Raw genomic sequence first — 22,231 nt, 5'->3', positions numbered from 1 at the left:
ATAACTTCATATTTTATCCAATACAGGCATGTTACTGTTCGGCAGGCAAGACCTAGATTGGGTAGGTAATCTTTACTTTTACCTGCCCGTCTTAGGTCTTTTTTTGTTGCCTATATTTGCATGCTTACAATCTCTGGAGGGAACATTATGAACTACAAAGAGACGGCGAAGTCCATCCTGGACAAGGTTGGCGGCGAAAGCAACATTTCCAGCGTCATCCACTGCTCGACCCGGCTGAGAATGACCTTGAAAACCCCGGCGAAAGCGCAGACAGAGGCGATTAAACAGCTGGATGGCGTTTTGGATGTCGTCAATAGCAGCGGGCAATATCAAATTATTATTGGCAATGATGTAGGTTATGTGTACAGGGAGCTAGCCCAAATGACCACTATTGATGCAGAATCTGGCAGCGTTAAACGGGAAAAAGGGTTTAAAGCGGGGTTCAACCTGTTCGCCGGCACCATTTCGGGCATTATCCAGCCAGTCATTCCGGCGATTGCCGCTGCCGGGATGTTGAAAGCGCTTTTAGTGCTTGTTACTTCGTTAGGCTGGTTGGCTAAAGAGAATCAAGTGTATGTGATTCTATCGATTGTCGGCGATGCAGCGTTTTATTTCCTGCCGATTTTACTCGCATTCACGAGTGCGCAGAAGTTCAAAGTTAATCCGTATGTGGCGGTATCGATTGCGGGCGTGCTGCTTCATCCGAATTTGACGGCTTTGTTCAACAGCAAGGTGCCGATCGCTTTTCTCGGCATGCCAATACCTGTCGTCCAATATGCTTCGACGGTGATCCCGATTATTCTTATTGTGTGGTTCATGTCCTACATTGAGCGATTTGCCGATAAGGTATCGCCAGGGCCCGTTAAAATTTTTCTGAAGCCGTTAATTGTCCTGCTTATCGTTGTGCCTGTCGGCTTGATCGTCATTGGGCCGCTCGGAACTTATGTAGGCAATGGCTTATCTACGGGAGTCTATTGGATTCAGGATCGGGCTGGATGGCTGACGGTTGCGCTCATGGCGATTATTTTGCCATTCATCGTCATGTTCGGCATGCACAAAGTATTTTATCCCGTCGTATTTACATCTCTTGCTTCGCCGGGTTATGACACATTGCTGCTGGTTGCAATGCTTTCCTACAATATTGCTCAAGGCTCTGGTGCTTTGGCGGTTGCTTTCAAGACGAAGGATGCCAAGCTCAAGTCGCTGGCGATTTCAGCAGGCATTTCAGGTTTGTTCGGCATTACAGAGCCAGCGTTGTACGGCGTTCATTTGCGCTTAAAGAAAACGATGATCGGCTGTATGATCGGTGCGGGAATAGCCGGAGCTTACTCCGGTATTGTCCAGCTAAAAGCTTATGCAGCAGTCGGTCCTGGACTTGCTTCGCTTCCCATGTACATCAGCTCGGATTCTTCGGCTAACATAATAAATGCAATTATCACATTGATTATTTCGGCAGTGATTACGTTCCTTGCGGTTTATTTCATTGGTTTTCAGGATACGGCTCAATCAGCTGCAGCTGCAAATGGAACGGTTGTCCCACCTGCTTCCTCCACTACGCTAACGCAGCATGCTGGAGCGTCTGAGCAAGCAAAACCGACTCCGCAAATCGTCAAATCCAATGCGAAAAGCTATATTTACAGCCCGCTGGAAGGAACAAGCGTCGCTCTTCGCGACATTAAAGACGAGGCGTTCTCCAAAGAGCTGATGGGTAAAGGCATGGCCGTTCGTCCTAGTGCCGGAAGGGTAGTCGCTCCTTTTGACGGCACGCTGGAGACGCTGACTCGTTCGAAGCATGCTTTAGGGTTAAAGTCTGCTTCCGGCGTGGAATTGCTTATTCATATCGGCCTCGACACGGTGAAGCTGAAAGGCCAGCATTTTACGGCTCATGCAGCAGCGGGTGACGTCATTAAACAAGGGCAGCTTCTCGTTGAATTTGACCTTGAGGCCATCAAGCAAGCTGGCTATGATACGACGACTCCGGTCATTGTAACGAATACCGCGGATTATTTGGAAATTGTGACCCAGGATGAAAATAGTCCGGCAGGTCCCGATACGCGGCTGGTGACCGTTATATAAATTAAATATTATCAACGACGGGGTGCTCGCAGATGAAAGTAATCAAAATCCTCAACAGCAGCGTTGTTCTCGCCAAACGCGACGATCAGAAGGAAGTGATTGTGCTTGGGAAGGGAATCGGCTACAACAGCAAGGCTGGCGATAAAATCAGGGAGAGCGACATTGAAAAAATCTATGTGCCGCAAAGCGACGATATTTTCGCTAACCTGTCCAAGCTGATGAAGGAAATTCCCGAGGACTATCTTTTTCTGGCAGATGAAATTATAACGTTTGCGAAGGGGCGTTTGAACAAGCCGCTCAGCGAGCATCTCTACGTTGCTTTAACCGATCATCTGCATATGGCGGTCAAACGGTTCAAGGTTAATATGACGATTCAAAACCGGCTGCTGTGGGAAGTGAAAAAGTTTTACCCGTTTGAATTCAGCATTGGCGAATATGCGCTAGGGTTGATAGAGCAGCGGCTGGGTGTTGCTCTGCCTGAGGAGGAAGCGGCGAATATTGCTTTCCACTTGGTCAATGCCCAGCAAACGGAAGATAATATGAGCCAGGTTATTTTAATGACGGATACGTATAAAGATATTCTTCAAATGATTAAGCAATATTTCGATATTGAGCTGGAACCGCAGTCGATCAATTATTCGCGATTTATGACGCATTTGCAATTTTTCATTCAGCGGCTGACGGAGAACAAAATGCTCGATTCTGACGATCACGCATTGGCTGACCAAATCGTAGGCATGTACCCCGAAGTGAATAAATGCGTGCTGAAAATCAAGCAGTATATAGAAAAGAAGTTTGGCTATTCGATTTCGGACGAAGAGAAAATGTATCTCATTTTGCATATTAAACGGGTCGTTTCAAGAGGCTAGCCGTTATAAACAGGCAATAGAAGATAGGAGTGGAACAGATGAGCAGCAATTTTCGCAAATTTCCTGAAGGTTTTTTATGGGGCGGCGCCATCGCCGCCAATCAGGTCGAGGGCGGCTGGAACGAAGGCGGCAAAGGGCTTTCGACCGCCGATGTAGCGATGTATCGGAAGCATCTAAGCAAAGCGGATTACAAGAAGCATAACTCAATCAGCGAGGAACAGATTAAAGAGGCGATGGAGACGGCAGATGCCTCAGATTATCCGAAGCGCAGAGGGATTGATTTTTATCATCGTTATCCCGAAGATATCGCTTTGTTTGCTGAAATGGGCTTCAAGGTGCTGAGGGTATCCATTGCTTGGTCACGGATTTTTCCAAATGGCAATGAAACGGAGCCGAATGAGGCGGGGCTGCAATTTTATGACGATTTATTCGACGAACTGATTAAGCATGGCATAGAACCGCTCGTGACCTTGTCCCACTATGAAATGCCGCTTTATCTCGTCAACGAATATGGCGGCTGGACGAGCCGGGAAGTGGTCGGCTTTTTTGTCCGGTTCTGCCAAGTGGTGTTCGAGCGCTATAAACATAAGGTCAAGCAATGGATTACGTTTAATGAAATTGACAGCATCATCCGCCATCCGTTTACGAGCGGAGGAATGGTTCCGGACCGTTTCGAAAATTTGGAGCAATCCGTTTATCAGGCTTTGCATCATCAATTTATTGCCAGCGCCCTTGCCGTCAAGTATTGCCATGAGATTGTGGCAGACTCGCAAATTGGCTGCATGCTCACTTGCCTGATCAAATATCCGAATACGCCAAATCCGAAAGATGTGCTCGTCGCTTATCTGGACAACCAGTTTAATTTATTTTTCACCGACGTTCAGGTACGCGGCGCTTATCCGAAATATATCGATCGCTTGTTCCGGGAGAAGGGCATACAGCTTGAAAAGCATGAGGGCGACGACGAGCTGCTAAAAGCACATACCGTAGACTTTATTTCCTTCAGCTACTACATGTCTCTCGTGACGAGTGTGGATAGCGAACGTATGGAGCAGGTTAGCGGCAATACAATCGGCGGGGTTAAAAATCCGTATTTGGAAACGAGTGAATGGGGCTGGCAAATTGATGCTGTCGGTTTAAGGATTTTCCTCAATGACTTGTACAATCGCTATCAGGTGCCCTTATTCATCGTGGAAAATGGGATGGGCGCTCACGATAAAGTGGAAGAGGACGGCAGCATCCAGGACGATTACCGCATCTCTTATTTCCAGCAGCATCTAGAGCAAATGCATGAGGCAATACTCGACGGTGTTGAACTCATCGGATATACGAGCTGGGGCTGTATTGATCTAATCAGCTATTCGTCCTCCGAAATGGAAAAACGCTACGGCTTTATTCACGTTGACCAGGATAATGACGGAAATGGAACACTTGCTAGAACACCGAAGAAAAGCTTTTATTGGTACAAGGACGTTATCTCGAATAACGGGCTTTAATATAAATATAAACAATGGATGAGGAGCGAGAAATCATGCAAAAAACATTTAAAATTACAGACGAAGACGGAATCCACGCAAGACCGGCGACGGCGCTTGTCAATACGGCGAGCAAGTTTGAAACGGAAGTCTACGCAGAAGCAAATGGTAAAAAGGTAACGCTGAAATCCATTCTCGGCCTATTGTCCTTCGATCTTGAAGCGGGTGAGCTGATTACCTTTAGCGCAGACGGAGCAGATGCGGCAGAAGCGATTTCAGCTTTAGAGGATGTAATGACGCAAGCGGGGCTTGGTGTTGTTCATGCTTAAAATAACGGGCATCGCGGCAGCGGATGGCATTGCTATCGCCAAAGCGATGATATTAAAATCGGCATCGCTCATTGTAGAAAAGCGGAAGGTGGATGATCTGGCTTTGGAAATGACCCGCCTTCATGAAGCGCTGGGCAAATCCAAGATCGAGCTCCAGCAAATTAAGCAGCGGGCGCTTGAAGAGCTGGGCGAGGAGAAGGCGGAAATATTTGAAGCGCATCTGCTTGTGCTCAGCGATCCCGAGCTGGTAGGCCCGATTGAGGAGAAAATCCAAAGCGAGCGTGTCAACGCGGAATTTGCGCTGCAAGAGGTATCGGCGATTCTCGTACAGATGTTCGAAAATATGAAAAGCGCCTACCTTCGCGAGCGTGCCGCTGATATGCGCGATGTATCGAAACGCGTACTTTCCCATTTGCTTGGCGTGGAGCTTCAGGATTTGACCGCCATTCATGAGGAGGTTATTTTGGTAGCCGAGGACTTGACGCCGTCGGATACGGCGCAGCTCAATCCAAGCTTCGTTAAAGGCTTCGCGACGAATATTGGAGGACGGACCTCCCACTCCGCCATTATGGCGCGAACGCTGCAAATTCCGGCTGTTGTCGGCACGAAGGAAATTATGGAGCAGGTGCAAAGCGGAGATTTGCTCATTATTGATGGCTTGGCAGGGGAAGTTATTTTGCATCCTGATGCGGCCACCATTGAAGGCTACAAAATCAAGCAAGCCGAGTATGAAGCGAGGCGGGCGGAATGGGCGAAGCTGCGGAATGAACCAACCGTAACCAAGGACGGTATTCATGTCGAGCTGGCGGCAAACATCGGAACACCGGCGGATGTGGCAGCTGTTCTAGGCAACGGCGGCGAAGCAGTGGGGCTGTTCCGCACCGAGTTTTTGTATATGGGCAGAGAAAGCATGCCGTCGGAGAAGGAGCAATTTAACGCTTATAAAGCTGTGCTGCAAAAAATGGAAGGGAAGCCGGTCGTCGTGCGTACGCTCGACATTGGCGGTGACAAGGAGCTTCCTTATTTGAATATGCCGAAGGAAATGAATCCTTTTCTGGGCTTCCGTGCGGTAAGGCTTTGCCTCGAGCAGCAGGATATGTTCCGCACGCAGCTGCGAGCTTTATTGCGCGCCAGCGTCTTCGGCAATCTGCGCATTATGTTTCCCATGATTGCGACGCTGGAGGAGTTCCGGTCAGCGAAAGCGATTCTCGAAGAAGAGCGGGCAAAGCTTCTTTCCGAAGAAAAAGCGGTGTCGGATGACATTCAGGTCGGCATTATGGTGGAAATTCCGTCAACAGCAGTACTGGCAGACCAATTTGCGAAGGAAGTCGATTTTTTCAGCATCGGCACGAATGATTTGATTCAATATACGATGGCGGCGGACCGAATGAATGAGCGGGTTTCCTATTTGTATCAACCGTATAATCCTGCCGTGCTGCGTCTGATCAAAAATGTCATTGATGCTGCCCATGCAGCGGGCAAATGGACGGGCATGTGCGGTGAAATGGCTGGCGATCAAACCGCTATTCCGCTGCTGCTCGGGCTCGGACTGGATGAATTCAGCATGAGCGCAAGCTCGATTCTTCCCGCTCGCAGCCTCATGGCGAAGCTGAATCAGGAAGAGATGAAGCAGCTTGCTGCGAAGGCGCTGATGTGCGGGACAGGACATGAGGTTGTACAATTAGTAGAAGAAATACTAGAATAAGAGGATGTGTGTAAAGCTGGCTGTCATTTCAGCCAGCTTTATGCTGTTATTTTTCCTTGCAGCAGGAGTGTTAGGGAAGGGAGCATGAAGGAAAACGTATGCTGAACACAAAAAATATTTCGAGCGGACTCGCGACAGCGATTATGGCCTGTACAGGCGGCGCGGTGCTCATTATACAAGCTGCCGATGCGCTTGGACTTAGCCGGGCGGAAGCTTTATCGTGGCTGTTTGCGGTTTATGTGATTGGCGGGGCACTGAATTTGTGGCTTATCCTCCGCTATAAAATGCCGTTTGCGGGCTGCCATTCGCTGACCGCGGTCGCTTTTCTAAGCGCGTCGGCGCTGCATTATCCGATAAAGGAGCTGGCGGGCAGCTTTATTATGGCAGGCGCGCTTATTGTCGTGCTTGGCGCCACCGGCCTATTCGGCAAGCTTCTAGGACTCATTCCAAAGCCGATGCTGGATGCGATGCTGGCGGGAATTGTCCTGCATTATGTCGTGGCGATTATTCCGGCTATTAAAGAGCTTCCAATGATCGGCTTAGTATCTTTTCTGGGCTTTCTTATCGTTCCTAGGCTGCATAGATCAATTCCGCCCTTGCTGGGAATGCTGGCATTTGGCGTCATCGGCCTGCTCATTTGGTATGACTTTCCTGCGGCTCAGGCAGCTGAATTTAGTATGCCGCACTGGATTAGTCCATCCTTTACGACGGGCAGCTTTATCTCTATATCCGTCCCGGTTGCGATATTGATTTTGAGCAACGATATTGCGGTATCGCTGGCTGCCTTAAAGAAAAATGGCTATAATCCGCCAGTAAACAAGACGGTAGTATTTTCAGGTCTCGGTACGCTGCTCGTAGGCTTTTTCGGCGGACATGCCGTCAACGTCGGAGGCATGATGACTGCTTTATGCAGCAGCGAAGAAGCAGGCGAGAGGAAAAGCCGCATCTGGGCGGGGATCGTATGCAGCGTGCTGGTCATTAGTTTCGGCCTGTTTGCCGGAGCGATGCTTGTGCTGATTAATCGGCTGCCATCGACGTTTATTGTGCTGCTGTCAGGCTTTTCGCTGGCTGGGGTGCTGATTGGCAATCTGCAAGCTGTTTTTTCCGAAACGACGTACCGGTTTTCGACCTTGTTTGCCTTCATTATCGCGATTGCTAATGTATCTTTTTTTGGCATTTCATCCCCAGTCTGGTCTTTGCTGATTGGCTGTCTTATCGCCAAAGTATTGAAGGAAGGCAAGCCGAAACCATTAAATGAAGCAAGCGTTTAGAAGGAGCAGTAATAACGAGCAGCAATAAAGAGCACCGCCACAAACGGATGGGCAGAGAGAGCAGCAGATGCTCCGTGCCGATCCGTTTTTTTTATGCAGCTGTGCCAATCCTCATAGGTGTTCACCCCAGCTTTGTGGTATATATAAGATTAAAAGGCCGCTCTAGTCATGCGGCAGAGAGGGATGTTCCTACATGGAAATCATACAAACGATTGCTGAATCATTGGAGGCGGTGCGCCGCAATAAGCCGCTCGTTCATCATATTACGAACTACGTGACGGTCAATGACTGCGCGAATATTGCGCTCGCTGTTGGCGCTTCGCCGATTATGGCGGATGAGCTGGAGGAAATGAACGATATCGTCGCCATTGCTTCGGCACTTGTCATTAATATCGGCACGCTGAACCGCCGTACGATCGAGTCGATGGTCGCCGCCGGGAAGCGGGCGAATGAGCGGGGCATTGCTGTTGTACTAGATCCGGTGGGAGCGGGAGCCTCGGCCTTGCGCAATGCCGCGGTGGAGCAGCTGCTGCGCGAGGTGAAAATTAGCGTGCTGCGCGGCAATTTATCGGAAATCCGCTTTGCAGCAGGACTGGAATCGCTGACGAAGGGCGTCGACGCTTCAGAGGCCGACCTGGCCAGAAGCGAAGTGACCGCGCAGGAGGTTGCGGAGCGTGCAGCGAGCAAGCTTGGCTGCATCGTGGCACTTACCGGAGCGACCGATGTCATTAGCGATGGCGAGCGAACGCTGCTTATTCGCAACGGCGTACCGCAGCTGTCCGGTGTAACGGGCACCGGCTGTATGTGCTCCACGCTGATCGGCGCATTTTGCGGCGCCAAGCAGGAGGGGGATTTGCTGCTCGCGGCCGCGGCGGGCGTAGCTGCAATGGGCATTGCCGGCGAGCTTGCCGCAGAAGCAACGGAAGGCAAAGGCAGCGGCTCGTTCCACATTGCGATTATCGATGCGGTTAGCCGGATGGACGGCGAGCTGCTTGCTGGCCGAGCAATAATAGAAGCTGCTGAACTATAGCAGTTGAACTATAGCAGTTTTACGTTAATCGGATTCGAGCAAGTTTAAGAGGAGATGGATGCAGTCTAGACGTCGAAGGACGACGGACCGTCCATCTTTTTTTGTTAAATGTCCGTAAATGGACAGCTGCTGCTTTAACCGCTTCTATGCTCATCCCTATGCGCCGGAAGCTGCCAGCTTGGCTTTTCTCTCCGAAGCATAATGCCTTGGAACTGATACGCTTCAAGCTGCAAGTCCGTATCATAGACCACTATCCGCACTTCACGGGTCACTGTCTGCACCTTCTTCTTTATAATTATGGAAAAATGAAGGCCAAAAATTTTCAATATAGATAGGATTTACATAATATGGGGATTATGATATGGTTGCTATGAAAGCGCATTCAATATCTTGTATATTGAACTTGCAATTACCATTTTTGACATGGGAGGAAGGGAAAGGATGAAAAATTTAATCAAGAAGGCAAGCGTAATGATGCTGGCATTTGCTCTGCTGCTTGGATTAATGACAGCACCGCCCGTTCATGCAGACAACGCACTTTTCACAATTGAAAGCGAAAATGCTCAGCTCACCTCCGATCTTCAAGTGACGACCCAAATTTACGGACAACAGAAGCCCGGATACTCCGGAAGTGGATTTGTCTGGATGCAGAATTCCGGTACCATTACCTTTACAGTGACTGTCCCTGAAACCGGAATGTATACGATCTCCACCCGCTATATGCAGGAGCTTAGTCCTGACGGCAGGCAGCAATCTTTAACCGTTAATGGCGTTACGAAGGGTTCGTATATGCTGCCCTATACGACCAATTGGGCGGATTTCGATTTTGGCTATCACAAGCTGAATCAAGGAAGCAACACCATTCAGTTGAAGGCAGGTTGGGGATTCGCTTATTTTGATACCTTCACTGTGGATTATGCTGCTCTTGATCCTTTGAATGTGCAGCCTGTCCTCGCCGACTCTGAGGCCACAGCGGAAACACAACTTCTGATGAATTATTTAACAGAGGTTTACGGCAATCATATGCTCTCCGGCCAGCAGGAGATATACGGAGGCGGAAATGACGGCAATTCCGAGCTGGAGTTTGATTGGATTCACAATTTAACCGGAAAGTATCCGGCCATTCGCGGGTTCGATTTTCTGAACTATAATCCGCTTTACGGCTGGGAGGATGGTACAACCGCCCGGATGATCGATTGGGTGAACAACCGGGGCGGGATCGCAACAAGCAGCTGGCATATTACTGTACCCCGAAATTTCACGGCCTATCAGCTTGGAGAGTTTGTGGAATGGAAAGAAGCCACCTACAAACCGACGGAAACCAATTTCAATACAGCGAGTGCGGTGATTCCCGGCACGAAAGAATATCAATACGTGATGATGGCCATTGAGGATTTGGCAGAGCAACTGGAGATTCTGCAAAATAACAATGTGCCGGTGATCTTCCGACCCTTCCATGAGGCGGAGGGCAACGGCGGATTGAATGGGGAAGGTGCATGGTTCTGGTGGGCTTCGGCAGGCGCGGAGGTGTATAAGCAGCTATGGGATCTGATCTATACCGAGCTTACAGAGACATACGACTTGCACAACTTGATCTGGACCTACAACAGTTATGTGTATAGCACTTCTCCCGCATGGTATCCCGGCGGCGATCAGGTGGATATTATCGGATACGATAAATACAATACCATTTACAACCGCTATGACGGCTTGTCCGGTGTCCCCAATGAGGATGCTATTACCTCTATTTTTTATCAGCTTGTTGATTTGACGGGCGGCACGAAAATGGTGGCCATGACGGAGAACGACACCGTCCCAAGCGTAATGAATCTGACAGAGGAGAAAGCAGGATGGCTCTACTTCTTGCCTTGGTATGGGGAACATCTCATGAGCTCTGCCTTCAATTACCCAGCGACCTTAACAACACTGTACCAAAGCGACTATGTCATTACGCTCGATGAGCTGCCCGATTTAAAGGTTGAAAATCCAATTCCAAACGCGTCCATCACACCAGCAACCGTCGAATTTGACAAGTATGCCCCCAATCAAATCGACCCAGCGATAACCGTGAATTCAAATGGAAATACGTTAATCGCTCTCCGCGCAGGAGCCAATGCCTTGTTAGCGAATCAGGATTATACCTTGAGTGGAAATACGCTGCTGCTGAAAAAAGCATTTCTGGCGACGCTGCCGATTGGCGAGCATTCGATTGTCTTTGATTTCAATCAAGGTCAAGATCCCGTATTAAAAGTCAAAATTGTTGACACAACACCGAGCGCATCCATTGCACCCGTGAGTGCAGCATTTGATAAAGCGGCAACTCTAGCGCAGGATATTATCGTCGCCCTTACCTTAAACGGGCACCAGCTTGTAAGTATCTCAAATGGAAATTATACCCTTCTATCGGGCCAGGATTATACGGCATCAAGCGCTGGTGTCGTTCTGAGCAAATCTTATCTTTCCACACTGCCGCTGGGCCAGAATGTCATAACCTTTCATTTCAGCGGAGGAAATCAAGCTATATTAACGCTAAATGTTGTGGACAGCGGTGTTTCCGTACCCGCGGGAGAGCTGACGGTCCAAGCCTTTAACGGCAATACGAGTGCCTCCACCAACGGAATTTCACCCAAATTCAAAGTAGTTAACACCGGTGATGCAGCCATTCAGCTCAGTGATGTGTTGCTCCGGTATTATTATACGATTGACGGGGAGAGAAATCAGAGTTTCTGGATCGACTGGGCCAGTATCGGAAATGCGAATGTAACCGGCAAATTCGTCAAACTGGCGACTCCGGTTGAGGGTGCCGATTATGCTTTGGAAATTGGCTTTACGACCTCAGCTGGAACACTGAATCCCGGCCAGAGCGCAGAAATTCAAGCACGCTTCTCCAAAACCGACTGGTCCAATTACAACCAAGCGGGCGATTACTCGTTCAAGGCATCCAGCAATCAGTTCGTAAACAATGAACAGGTTGTCGGCTATATGAATGGTCAGCTCGTATGGGGAATTGAGCCGTAAGTAGGTAACAAAAGGGTTGGATCGGGGATATCCCTGCTCGAACCCTTTTTGTTGTGTTAGGGGTCTCTGCGAGCTTCATCGTGATGTAACGTTGCCTTTCAGCAGTCTTGTCGTCGAAAGACGACGGATGGTCCATCTTTTTTTGTTAAAAAGCAGCTGTTTCTTTATTTTGAACAGCCAATGTTTAATTTATCTGCTTATGGAAAGGGCTTTCATCGGTTATGGTTACATTGTAAATCGAATCATGCGAGGAGAGATGGAACGATGGCATTAACAAAAGGAACAAAAGCAGCTGTCCGTAAATGGACAGCCGTTGCTTTAACCGCTTCTATGCTCATCACCATGATGCCGCTTGCTGCGTATGCCGGCGACACATGGCCATTCAAGGGGGAAAGCGCACACGGTAGCAATCAGCCAAGCGTCCACGGCTATACGAGTGGCCAAATTGCGAATTGGAGCCCGGCAACAGACCCGGGTGCCGAGAAGCTGCGTTCAAAGGTGCCGCTGCAAAACCGGATTTTGCCGTTTGCCAGCACACAGGCAAAGCCGACGCTGAGCACCAATGTGAAGATGATGAATGTCGCAGGGGATTATGGCAATGCTTTTATCGAAAATGCGCCTTATACGAACAAGTTTGCCCAGTATCATTTCAACTTCTGGCAATACATTGACTATTATTCTTATTGGCATGGAACTGCAAGCGCTTACACTCCGCCTGAATATTACGATGATTTGGCCCAATCGAATTGGCAGCAAAAATGGTTTGAATTCGGCATGCTGAACATCCCTAACCCAACGTATACGGATGCCGCGCATAAAAACGGCGTCCTCTCCCTCGCTGGCGTTTTTTTCTCCAACAATGACCGCGGCCAGCAAACCTACAAACAAATGATTGTAAAAGACAGCAGCGGAAATTTCCCAGTCGCCCAAAAAATGATTGAAATGGCCGATTATTTTGGCTATGACGGCTATTTTATGAACCAGGAGGAATTGTCGCCCAACGTTGCGACAGCTGACATTCCTGCGTATATTGAATTTCTGAAAGTGCTGCAAAGCGGCGGCCTTTACGTGCAATGGTATGACTCGTTGAGTACGTCTACAGGGGCAAATACGTTTGCCCGCACGTTCAACAATAACAATATTTCGATGCTGCATGACAAGGTGAATCACCAAGCGGTCACCAATTCCTTTTTCTTTGACTATGGTGTAGGCAATACGCAAATTAACAGCGCGAATACTTATCTAGCCAGCTACAATGCCGCAAATGGTACAGCCTATACGATTTTTGATATCGGCTTTGCGGGACTAGAGGCAGGCAGAGACCGTTTTTCTTCTGCACAGGGAACGGCACTTTCGAGCAAGCTGAGCAGCGGGCTGCCCCGTCTAAGTCTGGCTACGCTCGGTGCGGACTTTGTCCATGCGGGCTTGGATGAGGATATGGGGCAAAGCTGGCCGGTGAGCCACCGATCGGAAAACAACTACCAATGGATGACGAATGTGCGTGATCAGCTGTGGTGGTCGGGCCCGAATTTGAATCCGAAAAATACGACGGTTTCCGCTGCGAACACGGCAGCCGACGTCTATGCGGACAACCGCTATTGGCCGGGAATCGCCTCGGTCATTGCGGAGCGCTCCGTTATTGGCAGTACGAACTTTTACACGAATTTCAATACGGGCCATGGCCTTTCCTATTACAAGGACGGTGCGGTCTCGGGTAACAGCGAGTGGTCCAATATGAGCCTGCAGGATGTGCCCGTCACTTGGCAGTGGTGGCAGGATACGACAGGCAATCGTCTGACGGTGGACTATGACTACGGCACAAAATATGATTTTTCGGCTACGCAGCGTTATCAATATGAAAAGCTGGGCGGCTACAATGGCGGCAGCTCGCTTGTGCTGAACGGCAACCTAAACGCCGAAAATTTCCTGCGTCTGTTCAAAACCGATTTGAGCGTAAATGCAAACTCCAAGCTGTCGATCACATATAACAAGCCATCGGCTAATGATGCATCGGCTGCTTATATCGGCCTTATTTTTAAAGATAATCCGAGTCAGGTCGTGAAGGTTGCCATTCCAAATGCCGGCAGCAAGACGAATGGCTGGATTACGCAGCAGCTTGAGCTTGGCGCCTATGCGGGCAAATCGCTTGCCGCTTTCGGGCTTGTCGTTGCTCCAGGGTCAAGCGCGATTGCGGGTTATCAGCTCAATGTGGGGCAAATTCGCATTTTCGACGGTTCGGCGATTAAGCCTGCAGCTCCTTCTGGCCTTGCCATTACGGAAGCCTTTGTGGACACAGGGGAAATGAACATTAAGTGGAATATGGATACCGACTACAGCAAGGTTAAGCAATACGATATCTATATCAATGACGTCTATGTAGGCGGCAAATATGATGAAGTGTTTTATATAAAAGCTCTTCCGTCGACAGCAGGCACGCTGAAGGTCGTTCCGATTGGGGCGGACGGATTGGAGGGCTTTGCCGCAACGCTTCCTTTTAATTTGAATGCGGCACCTTCCGGCATTAGCGTGAATTCTCAGGAAAATGGCCAGTTGTCGGTGAGCTGGGTAAATCCGCCGAATGCAGCGGGAAATACGATGGTAAGCTTGCGTTCGCTGAACTGGATTACGACGGCGCAGCCTATTGTTGCCCAGCAGACGGCGGCGGCAGGAGCCACTAGCGTGACCTTCAGCAATATGCCCATTAACGGCGATGATTTTCTCGTAACGGTTACGACGGGAGGCGGAAGCTCCGTCAGCAAAAGCGGCCATTTTATTGATAAAATAGCCGAGCCTTACAGCGAGCAATGGTCCTGGAACGGCAATACGCTGAATTTGCCGATGCCAAATACGAGGGACTGGCGCTATATGTACGTGTATGAAAATGGCGTGGCGAAGTCGTTCCCGGTCACGTACATTTCCGGCAGCGCGGGCAGCTTTGCGAAAATCATTCGCGGCAGAACGACGAAGGCAAGCCTGAGCTTCACGTCGACAGCTGCCACTGTCTATATTGTGATGGAGGATTATGCGGGAAATCAATCGCAGCCGCTCTATGTTCGCAGCTAAAAATAAATTCATTTGTTAATCAGATCATCTTATACTAGTAGAAGCGGGAGGACAGGGCGATACCCTGTCTTCCTTTTCCTGTTAACGTCGATGAAGGAGCAAGCGGCAAGGGGGAAGGGATGAAGAAGCTGTATATTGATGCGATCAAAAATAATTTGTTTGTCAAAATCATGCTTGTTTTTGCTGTTATTATTGTTTGCGCCACGGCGACTCTCGCTTATTTTACAGTCGATTATATGTCCCAGTCGGTGGCTGACAATGAGCTGGAGAAGCAGAAAATGTCCATGGAGCGCGTCAATCAGCAGCTTGCTGGCAAGGCTCACGTCGTTCAGCAGCAGGTGCAGGACATTTATCGCGACCCGTCCTTTTCCTATTCCTTATCCTATTTGCTGAAGCACTCTTTTTCCGAATATATGAATTTCAAAATGGACAGCTATTACAATAATTTGGGCAGCGGTGTCGATGATTTGGATTTTTTTAAAAAAATGATTGAAAACGATGTTGATATTGCGAATATGCTGCTGTTCAGCTCCGAGAAGCAGTTTCTTTATATGTTCGGACAAAGCAATTTGACGAAGCTGTATCAGACGCAAGCGTCTAAATCCTATGTCCCGGATGCGATGGCGCTGGAAAGCAGCGTCGTATCTACGCCCAACCCGTGGGTTCGCAGGACGATTGGCCAATGGGACGACAAGCTTTTTTCCGTCAGAGTACATATTAATGAAGTAGGCACGCTGAGCAATGTCGGGCAGCTGCTCGTCTTTTTTCAAGCGGATGCATTAAAAACGGCGCTGGCGAGCGAGGGGCGGGACCGACGGGGCAATATTTTGATTTTGTCTGGAGATGGACAGGTCATTTTTGACTCTTCGGACCGATATTACGGCAAGCTCTATCCCTATGTGGACAAAATCAAATCGGTGGACAGCATCGCTTTATTGGAGGAGGAGTCCTACATTTCCATGCTTCCGTCCAGCAGCCTCGGCTACACCGTATTTGGCATCATGCCGAAGCGGGAAGTGGAAGCGATTTATGCGCCTATGAAAAATGCGGTTATTGCAGCGAGCTTTGCGTTTATTTTGATCACGATTTCCATTCCGTCCTTTGTCGTCTTTAATTTTTCACGCCGGACGAACCGGATTATCCGCTCCATGAGGCGGGTAGAGACGGGCGATTTGACGATTCGGATTGTCGACGAGAAGGAGGATGAAATCGGGCAGCTCTCGCAAGGCTTCAACAAAATGCTCGATGAGCTTTCGCGCCATATCGACCGGGTGTATGTGGCCGAACTGAAGCAAAAGCATACGGAGTTTGCAGCGCTGCAGGCGAGAATTAATCCTCATTTTCTCTACAATACACTTGAGGTCATTCGGATGAGAGCCCTTTCCCATGGCGCTGCCGATGTCAGCGAGATGATTTATAGTTTGGCCGTATTGTTCAAGAGCTTTGTACAGCAGCAGACCGTCGTGACGATGGAGGAGGAGCTGGAAAATTGCCGTCTTTATTTGGAGCTGTTTCGCATTCGTTACAAGGATCGTTTTGCCTATTTAATTGCCTGTGATCCCGAGCTGAAGGACCGCATGATGATTAAAATGTCGCTGCAGCCGATTGTGGAAAATTATATTGTCCATGGCCTGCGCTCGGAGGAGGAGGACAACTTGATTAAAGTAACCGCCACTCTGGAAAACGACATGGTGACGATTGTAGCGGAGGACAATGGAACAGGCATTAGCAAGGAACGGTTGGAGCAGATTAAACGGTCGCTTGGCAAGTATACGGTTCAGGAGCAGGAGGATTCGCTTGGACTGCGAAGTGTGAAAGAAAGGCTTGAATTGATTTATGGCAAAGACGGTAGATTCGACATCGAGAGCGTCCAAGGAAAAGGGACGAAGATTATTTTCAGCTTCCCGGCTTTAAGGAAAGGAGAGATGGAAAATGTACCGCGTATTTCTAGTCGATGACGAGCCGTTTATACTAGAGGGCTTATACGATGCCATAGATTGGGCAGCCCATGGCCTGGAGCTGACGGGCAAAGCAGAAAATGGCCGCAAGGCGCTCGAGCTGCTGCAGCAGGTTCCCGCTGATTTGCTCATTACCGATATTTCCATGCCCATTATGAATGGGCTGGAGCTGATTCGGGCTGCGCGAGCGATCAGGCCGGAGCTGAAGGTTATTATTTTGAGCGGCTACAATGATTTTGAATATTTAAAGGAAGGCATGCAGCTGGGCATTGAAAACTATTTGCTGAAGCCGCTTAATTTCGCCGAGCTGGCCGCAACGCTTGCCCATACGGTCAAGAAGCTGGATGAAACAAGGCGAAGCAGCGCTCTTGAAGCTGAGAAAATTGATATTTTAAAAGATACGATTCTTTATCGCTGGCTGACCGCTGCGATCGATTCCATTCAATTGCAGGAGCGGGCGGCGCTGCTGGATATCCATTTCAGCGGCCGTTATATGACGACGATGCTGCTCAGAGGGGGCGGCGAGCGGGAGGACGGACTCATGCAGGAGCTGCGGCAAACGGCAAATGCCAGCCATGACAGGCTGTTTCTGCGAAATGTAGAGGGTGATGCCGTGCTTGTGTTTATGGCGGAGGAGGAAGCGGATTGCGCTGCCATGGCCCTGCAATTTGCTTTGCAGCTGAGGCAGAGAGAGGAGGCGTGCCCTTATCGGATTTCCATCGGCGCTCCTCAGGCAAGAGGAGTGCAGGAGGCACTCAGCTATGAGCAGGCGCTGCGGGCACAGGACTATTTTTTGCTGCTGCATAAGGAAGAGATTGCTTTGTATGAGGATTATGCGGCAAAAAAGGACGAGCTGCTGCCTGATACGGAACTAAACTGGGCTAGCTATAGGAAGAAAGTTTCCGCTGCGGATACGGAGGCGCTTGTCGCTGAGCTGACAGGCGACTTCCAGGCGATTCAAGCATCCGACGCGGCGACGCCAAGCAGGCTTCGCATGCTGGTGATGCAAACGCTGCTCTGGCTGCATCAGGAGCTGGGCGGAGCCAATACGGTTAATGCCATTATTGCGGACCATATGAACGCTTCCTTTTACAAGGCGGCGAAGGCTTCGGAATGGGAGGAGCTGCTTGCCATTATGACAGGAACAATCCGTGACATGTCCACGATGCTTGTTAAAGAGGAGACGAACCCTACGGTCAAGCAGGTGCTGAAATACGTGGAGCAATATTTTGCCACCGATTTGTCCCTCAAGCAGCTGGCGCACAAATACCATATTCATCCGGTTTATTTAGGCAAGCTGTTTCTGAAGGAAACCGGGGAGAGCTTTACGGAATACGTCAATAAATACCGGATCGAGCAGTCCAAGCTGCTGCTCCGCACAACGGCGCAGAAGGTTCATGAGATTTCCCGAAACGTCGGCTATTGGGACAGCGGTTATTTTCATAAACAGTTTAAAAAATATGTTGGCGTAACGCCAGCCGATTATAAAAGCATGTTATTTGCAGCAAACGGCGAATCGGGTGACTCTCCTACATAAAGAGCAGCGTTGTATATGTTTATTTTGAACAGCGTTTGTTTAGTTTCTTCTCTATTTGAAAGTGCTTACATCCGTTAATCTACAAGTAAGTGTTAAGCGTTAGTAAAGGGGCTACAAAAAAAGGGAGGTAACGATTGATGAGACAAAACAAAAGCTGGATGATGCTGCTCGGGGTGCTGCTTTCATTTTCGCTGCTGCTAGGGGCATGCAGCACAAACGGCGGCGCAAAAGAAACAGGTGCAACGGCGGAGAGCAGCGGCAGCGGCAACGGCGGCAATGCGGGCAAAGATGAAACGGTGGAGCTGAGCTGGTACACAATCGGTACCCCGCAAAAGGATGTAAACCGCGTCATGGAGGAGGTCAGCAAATATACGGCTGAGAAAATTGGCGTAACGATCAAAATGACCCAAATTGATTGGGGCGACTACACGCAAAAAATGCAAATCGCTACCTCATCAGGAACGCCTATGGACATCATGTTTACTTCTTCATGGGCCTTCGATTACGTGCAAAATGCCCGTAAAGGAGCCTTTTATGAAATTGACGAATTGCTGAAGGAGCAGGGCAAAGGAATTGTGGAGACGCTTGATCCAGCCTTCCTCGAAGGCTCCAAAGTAGACGGCCACAACTACGGCATTCCGGCGAAAAAAGAGCTCCCGGCGCTTGAAGTATGGCGCTTTAACAAAACCCTGCTCGATAAATACAATCTGAGCATGGACGGCATTTATACGCTGGAAAGCATAGAGCCGCTGCTGAAGACGATTAAAGACAGCGAGCCGGACATTACCCCATTCGCCATAACGAAGGACTATATGCCGGTGCTGCCGTACGATTATTTGATCTCCAACCTGCCAATGGTTGTAAGCTTGGATAAAGGCGACTACAAAGTCTTAAATGTGCTGGAGACGCCGGAGCTTAAAGCAGCGCTTGATACGATGCACAGCTATTACAAGAAGGGCTACATTTCGCCAGAGGCGGCAACGACGAATGGGCTGGATGATACGCAAAAATCCGGCAAATGGTTCCTTGACCGCGCAGCGACGACGCCATTCGCCGATAATCTGTGGAGCGCGAGCTATGGCTATCCAGTCGTGTCAACACCAGCGAGCGAATCGATCATTTTCAACTGGTCCGTCATGGGCTCGCTGCAGGCGATTTCAGCAAATTCGGAGCATCCAGAGAAAGCAATGGCATTTTTAAACTTGCTGAACACTGATCCGGTATTGCGCAATATGATCGATTCCGGCATCGAAAACGTTCATTATAAGAAAACGGCTGACAACGCAATGGAAAACTTGGATGATTCGAAAAACTATGATATGCCAACCTTCTCGCTAGGCAATGTCACGTTGACGTATCTCAATACGGGCGATCCTGAGAACAAATGGGATGAATACAAAGTATTCAACGAAGCGGGCAAAGCAGCGCCAACGCTGGGCTTCAACTTCGATTCAACGAGCGTCACGACCGAGCTGGCATCGATTCAGAACGTCAAAGGCGAGTTCTGGTCGGCGTTAATGACGGGTACAGTTGATCCAAATGAATATTTGCCAAAAGCGATTGAGAAGTTTAAAGCAGCCGGACTGGATAAGGTAATTGCCGAAGCCCAGACCCAGCTTGATGCGTGGAAAGCGGCTAATCCTAAATAATCCGCGGAGAGGGAGAGGCGAATTTTCGGATTTGCCTCTCTTTTTTTATAACGATAATGAGTATTGAGAAGCTGGCGGTTTAAGGAGAGGAACGATATGAGCGACAAGCTGAAAATATTTTTGCGGGACATCTTTCGCAATCGGGCGATGCTCCTGATGGTACTGCCGGGCGCCCTATGGTTTTTGCTGTTTTCCTACCTGCCGATGGCGGGCACGATTATTTCCTTTAAGCAGTACAGATACAGCAAGGATGGCTTTTTTGCCAGCATCATGAATAGCAAATGGGTGGGCCTGGACAACTTCAAGTTTTTGTTCAGCACCTCGGATGCCTATATCATTACGCGCAATACGGTGCTCTATAATGCGGCGTTTATTATTTTAGGGCTCATTTTGGCCGTAGCGATGGCGATTATTTTAGTTGAATTGACGAACAGGCGGCTGAGCAAGTTTTTTCAAACGGCGATGTTTATGCCTTATTTTTTATCGTGGGTTATTGTCGGCTATTTTGTATTCAGCTTTCTCAGCTTTGATAAAGGGCTGATTAATAAAACGTTCGAATGGATGGGCATGGAGCGGATCAATTGGTATTCGGAGCCTGCCAAATGGCCATTTATCCTCATATTGGTCAACCTGTGGAAGCTCGTCGGCTACAACAGCGTCGTGTATTTGGCGGCTATTATGGGAATTGACCGCTCGCTTTATGAGGCTGCGATGATTGACGGTGCAGGCAAATGGAAGCAAATTACGAATATTACGATTCCGCTGCTCGCTCCGGTCATATCGATTATGACGCTGCTCGCTGTCGGAAAAATCTTTTACGCGGATTTTGGACTCTTTTATCAGGTGCCAAGGGATTCGGGCCTGCTCTATTCGATGACCAACGTCATTGATACGTATGTGTTCCGAGGCTTGAAAGTGAACGGCGAAATCGGCATGAGCACGGCTGCCGGGCTGTATCAGTCCTTCGTCGGTTTTCTGCTTGTTCTGCTATCTAACTACATCGTCAGAAGAAAAAATAAGGATAATGCCTTGTTTTAAACGAAGGAGGAGCTATAGGTGCCCGTAAAAAAATCAAAGCGTTTCGATCAAATCTCACCTGCTGCCAACTTTCTCCTGAGCCTGCTGACAGGTGCTATTGCGATTGCCTGCGTCTTTCCTTTTCTGTTCGTCGTCATCATTTCATTTACGAATGAAAAATCGCTTGCCTCGAACGGCTACCGGATTATTCCGAAGGAATGGAGCCTGGAGGCGTACCAATATATATTCCGGACAGGCGAGGCGCTGCTGCGCTCGTATGGCGTTACGATTTTTGTAACGGTCGTCGGGACACTGCTGAGCCTTGTCATTATTACGCTTTATGCGTATGCCATTTTTCAGAGAAGCTTTAAATATCGCCGCTTTTTCAGCTTTTTTGCGATTTTTACGATGCTGTTCAACGGCGGCATGGTGCCGACCTTTATCGTCGTTACGCAGCTGCTGCATATGAAGGATACGATATGGGCGCTCATTATGCCGATGCTCGTCAATGCGTTTTATATTCTCATTATGCGAACATTTTTCAGTACGATGGTGCCAACCGCCATTATTGAATCGGGAAAAATCGATGGGGCGAGCGAGCTGCAAACGTTTATTCGGCTCGTGCTGCCGCTGTCGCTTCCCGGCCTTGCGACGATTGGCCTATTCAATACGCTCGGCTATTGGAATGACTGGTTTAATGCGCTCTTGTACATCGACACGCCTAATCTGGTGCCGCTGCAATCGATGCTGATGCGAATTGAAACGAGCATGCAGTTTATTATGCAAAACTCAACCAATGCTTCGCTCAGCACCGGCATTTTGCAGGACATGCCGCAGGATACGTCGCGGATGGCGATGGTCGTGCTGGCGACGGGACCGATTGTGCTGGCTTATCCTTTTTTCCAGCGCTACTTCGTTCAAGGGCTGACTATAGGGGCGGTAAAGGAATAAAAGGGCGGTGAAAAAAGCGTAGCGGAATGAAAAGGTTGAGCGGAAGAAGCGTCAGCGTTCGCTTTTACCCTTGAAATTTCACCTATTGTAGCTGATTCAAAGAAATTCAAGGGTAATGGCGATCGTAAGCCCAGCTTTTCATGCAGCGCAGCTTCTTTTTTACCATACGTTTTCACTAGACGTTTAGGCTTGCAATGATTTTCACGTTCCGCTATACTGTCTATAATCTAATACATGTTATACGTTGATAGAGCGCAGTAGCAGCTTTGTCCCTGTTGCAGAA

General features: G+C 49.0%; 15 protein-coding genes and 1 other annotated feature (1 of these 16 only partly in view). Of the genes, 14 read left to right on the top strand and 1 reads right to left on the bottom strand.

The features are described from left to right. The first annotated feature begins 147 nt into the window (after window positions 1-147). From AC50Y5_RS16595 to thiM, 7 genes are all read left to right on the top strand, one after another. Window positions 148-2,076, top strand: coding sequence for a beta-glucoside-specific PTS transporter subunit IIABC (locus tag AC50Y5_RS16595; RefSeq protein WP_494862163.1), 1,929 nt, complete (start codon window positions 148-150; stop codon window positions 2,074-2,076). A 32-nt stretch (window positions 2,077-2,108) separates the two neighbouring features. After that, window positions 2,109-2,945: a BglG family transcription antiterminator LicT gene (licT, locus tag AC50Y5_RS16590; protein ID WP_494862161.1), complete on the top strand. Its 837-nt coding sequence runs from the start codon at window positions 2,109-2,111 to the stop codon at window positions 2,943-2,945. A gap of 38 nt (window positions 2,946-2,983) precedes the next feature. Next, window positions 2,984-4,441, top strand: a complete 1,458-nt coding sequence (locus AC50Y5_RS16585) for a glycoside hydrolase family 1 protein (RefSeq protein WP_494862159.1) — start codon at window positions 2,984-2,986, stop codon at window positions 4,439-4,441. A gap of 35 nt (window positions 4,442-4,476) precedes the next feature. Next, window positions 4,477-4,749 carry an HPr family phosphocarrier protein gene (locus AC50Y5_RS16580; protein WP_056035297.1) on the top strand — a complete coding sequence of 91 codons (273 nt, stop codon included), beginning with the start codon at window positions 4,477-4,479 and terminating at the stop codon, window positions 4,747-4,749. Continuing rightward, window positions 4,742-6,454, top strand: a complete 1,713-nt coding sequence (gene ptsP / locus AC50Y5_RS16575) for a phosphoenolpyruvate--protein phosphotransferase (protein WP_494862156.1) — start codon at window positions 4,742-4,744, stop codon at window positions 6,452-6,454. Before AC50Y5_RS16580 ends, ptsP begins: the two co-directional genes overlap by 8 nt. Window positions 6,455-6,552: 98 nt before the next feature. Continuing rightward, the gene (locus AC50Y5_RS16570; protein WP_494862154.1) at window positions 6,553-7,725 is read left to right on the top strand and encodes a benzoate/H(+) symporter BenE family transporter; all 1,173 of its coding nucleotides are present in this window, start codon (window positions 6,553-6,555) and stop codon (window positions 7,723-7,725) included. A gap of 193 nt (window positions 7,726-7,918) precedes the next feature. Beyond that, entirely contained in the window at window positions 7,919-8,755 is an 837-nt protein-coding gene (thiM, locus tag AC50Y5_RS16565; protein ID WP_494862152.1) for a hydroxyethylthiazole kinase, read from the top strand. Window positions 8,756-8,889: 134 nt separating this feature from the next. Here thiM and AC50Y5_RS16560 read toward each other — a convergent pair whose 3' ends face one another. Beyond that, window positions 8,890-9,027: a hypothetical protein gene (locus tag AC50Y5_RS16560; RefSeq protein ID WP_200931617.1), complete on the bottom strand. Its 138-nt coding sequence runs from the start codon at window positions 9,025-9,027 to the stop codon at window positions 8,890-8,892. Window positions 9,028-9,196: 169 nt separating this feature from the next. Here AC50Y5_RS16560 and AC50Y5_RS16555 point away from each other — a divergent pair, with 169 nt between their 5' ends. The 7 genes from AC50Y5_RS16555 (at window position 9,197) to AC50Y5_RS16525 (ending at window position 21,948) form a co-directional block, all read left to right on the top strand. Then, complete coding sequence (locus AC50Y5_RS16555) at window positions 9,197-11,773, top strand: glycosyl hydrolase (protein WP_494862150.1); 2,577 nt, start codon at window positions 9,197-9,199, stop codon at window positions 11,771-11,773. Window positions 11,774-12,037: 264 nt separating this feature from the next. After that, the gene (locus tag AC50Y5_RS16550; protein WP_056035285.1) at window positions 12,038-14,836 is read left to right on the top strand and encodes an endo-beta-N-acetylglucosaminidase; all 2,799 of its coding nucleotides are present in this window, start codon (window positions 12,038-12,040) and stop codon (window positions 14,834-14,836) included. 119 nt (window positions 14,837-14,955) lie between these two features. Continuing rightward, window positions 14,956-16,794 carry a sensor histidine kinase gene (locus AC50Y5_RS16545; RefSeq protein ID WP_494862147.1) on the top strand — a complete coding sequence of 613 codons (1,839 nt, stop codon included), beginning with the start codon at window positions 14,956-14,958 and terminating at the stop codon, window positions 16,792-16,794. Then, entirely contained in the window at window positions 16,769-18,331 is a 1,563-nt protein-coding gene (locus AC50Y5_RS16540; RefSeq protein WP_494862145.1) for a response regulator transcription factor, read from the top strand. Before AC50Y5_RS16545 ends, AC50Y5_RS16540 begins: the two co-directional genes overlap by 26 nt. Before the next feature lie 137 nt (window positions 18,332-18,468). After that, the gene (locus AC50Y5_RS16535; protein ID WP_494862143.1) at window positions 18,469-19,980 is read left to right on the top strand and encodes an ABC transporter substrate-binding protein; all 1,512 of its coding nucleotides are present in this window, start codon (window positions 18,469-18,471) and stop codon (window positions 19,978-19,980) included. Window positions 19,981-20,076: 96 nt separating this feature from the next. Further along, on the top strand, window positions 20,077-21,018 hold the full coding sequence (locus tag AC50Y5_RS16530; RefSeq protein ID WP_056035275.1) for an ABC transporter permease: 942 nt from the start codon (window positions 20,077-20,079) through the stop codon (window positions 21,016-21,018). A 51-nt stretch (window positions 21,019-21,069) separates the two neighbouring features. Next, window positions 21,070-21,948, top strand: a complete 879-nt coding sequence (locus AC50Y5_RS16525) for a carbohydrate ABC transporter permease (RefSeq protein WP_235533157.1) — start codon at window positions 21,070-21,072, stop codon at window positions 21,946-21,948. Window positions 21,949-22,183: 235 nt separating this feature from the next. Further along, window positions 22,184-22,231: a binding site (T-box leader), on the top strand; it runs 175 nt beyond the window's last position.

The sequence above is a fragment of the Paenibacillus sp. JT22N7 genome (genome assembly GCF_059383875.1).
The sequence above is the reverse complement of the archived record's forward strand: the minus strand, read 5'-3'. Positions and strand labels throughout refer to the sequence as shown.

Coding starts and splice junctions, on each gene's coding strand:
- AC50Y5_RS16595 (WP_494862163.1), top strand. CDS start 148: ATGAACTACAAAGAGACGGCGAAGTCCATCCTGGACAAGGTTGGCGGC.
- licT (WP_494862161.1), top strand. CDS start 2,109: ATGAAAGTAATCAAAATCCTCAACAGCAGCGTTGTTCTCGCCAAACGC.
- AC50Y5_RS16585 (WP_494862159.1), top strand. CDS start 2,984: ATGAGCAGCAATTTTCGCAAATTTCCTGAAGGTTTTTTATGGGGCGGC.
- AC50Y5_RS16580 (WP_056035297.1), top strand. CDS start 4,477: ATGCAAAAAACATTTAAAATTACAGACGAAGACGGAATCCACGCAAGA.
- ptsP (WP_494862156.1), top strand. CDS start 4,742: ATGCTTAAAATAACGGGCATCGCGGCAGCGGATGGCATTGCTATCGCC.
- AC50Y5_RS16570 (WP_494862154.1), top strand. CDS start 6,553: ATGCTGAACACAAAAAATATTTCGAGCGGACTCGCGACAGCGATTATG.
- thiM (WP_494862152.1), top strand. CDS start 7,919: ATGGAAATCATACAAACGATTGCTGAATCATTGGAGGCGGTGCGCCGC.
- AC50Y5_RS16555 (WP_494862150.1), top strand. CDS start 9,197: ATGAAAAATTTAATCAAGAAGGCAAGCGTAATGATGCTGGCATTTGCT.
- AC50Y5_RS16550 (WP_056035285.1), top strand. CDS start 12,038: ATGGCATTAACAAAAGGAACAAAAGCAGCTGTCCGTAAATGGACAGCC.
- AC50Y5_RS16545 (WP_494862147.1), top strand. CDS start 14,956: ATGAAGAAGCTGTATATTGATGCGATCAAAAATAATTTGTTTGTCAAA.
- AC50Y5_RS16540 (WP_494862145.1), top strand. CDS start 16,769: ATGTACCGCGTATTTCTAGTCGATGACGAGCCGTTTATACTAGAGGGC.
- AC50Y5_RS16535 (WP_494862143.1), top strand. CDS start 18,469: ATGAGACAAAACAAAAGCTGGATGATGCTGCTCGGGGTGCTGCTTTCA.
- AC50Y5_RS16530 (WP_056035275.1), top strand. CDS start 20,077: ATGAGCGACAAGCTGAAAATATTTTTGCGGGACATCTTTCGCAATCGG.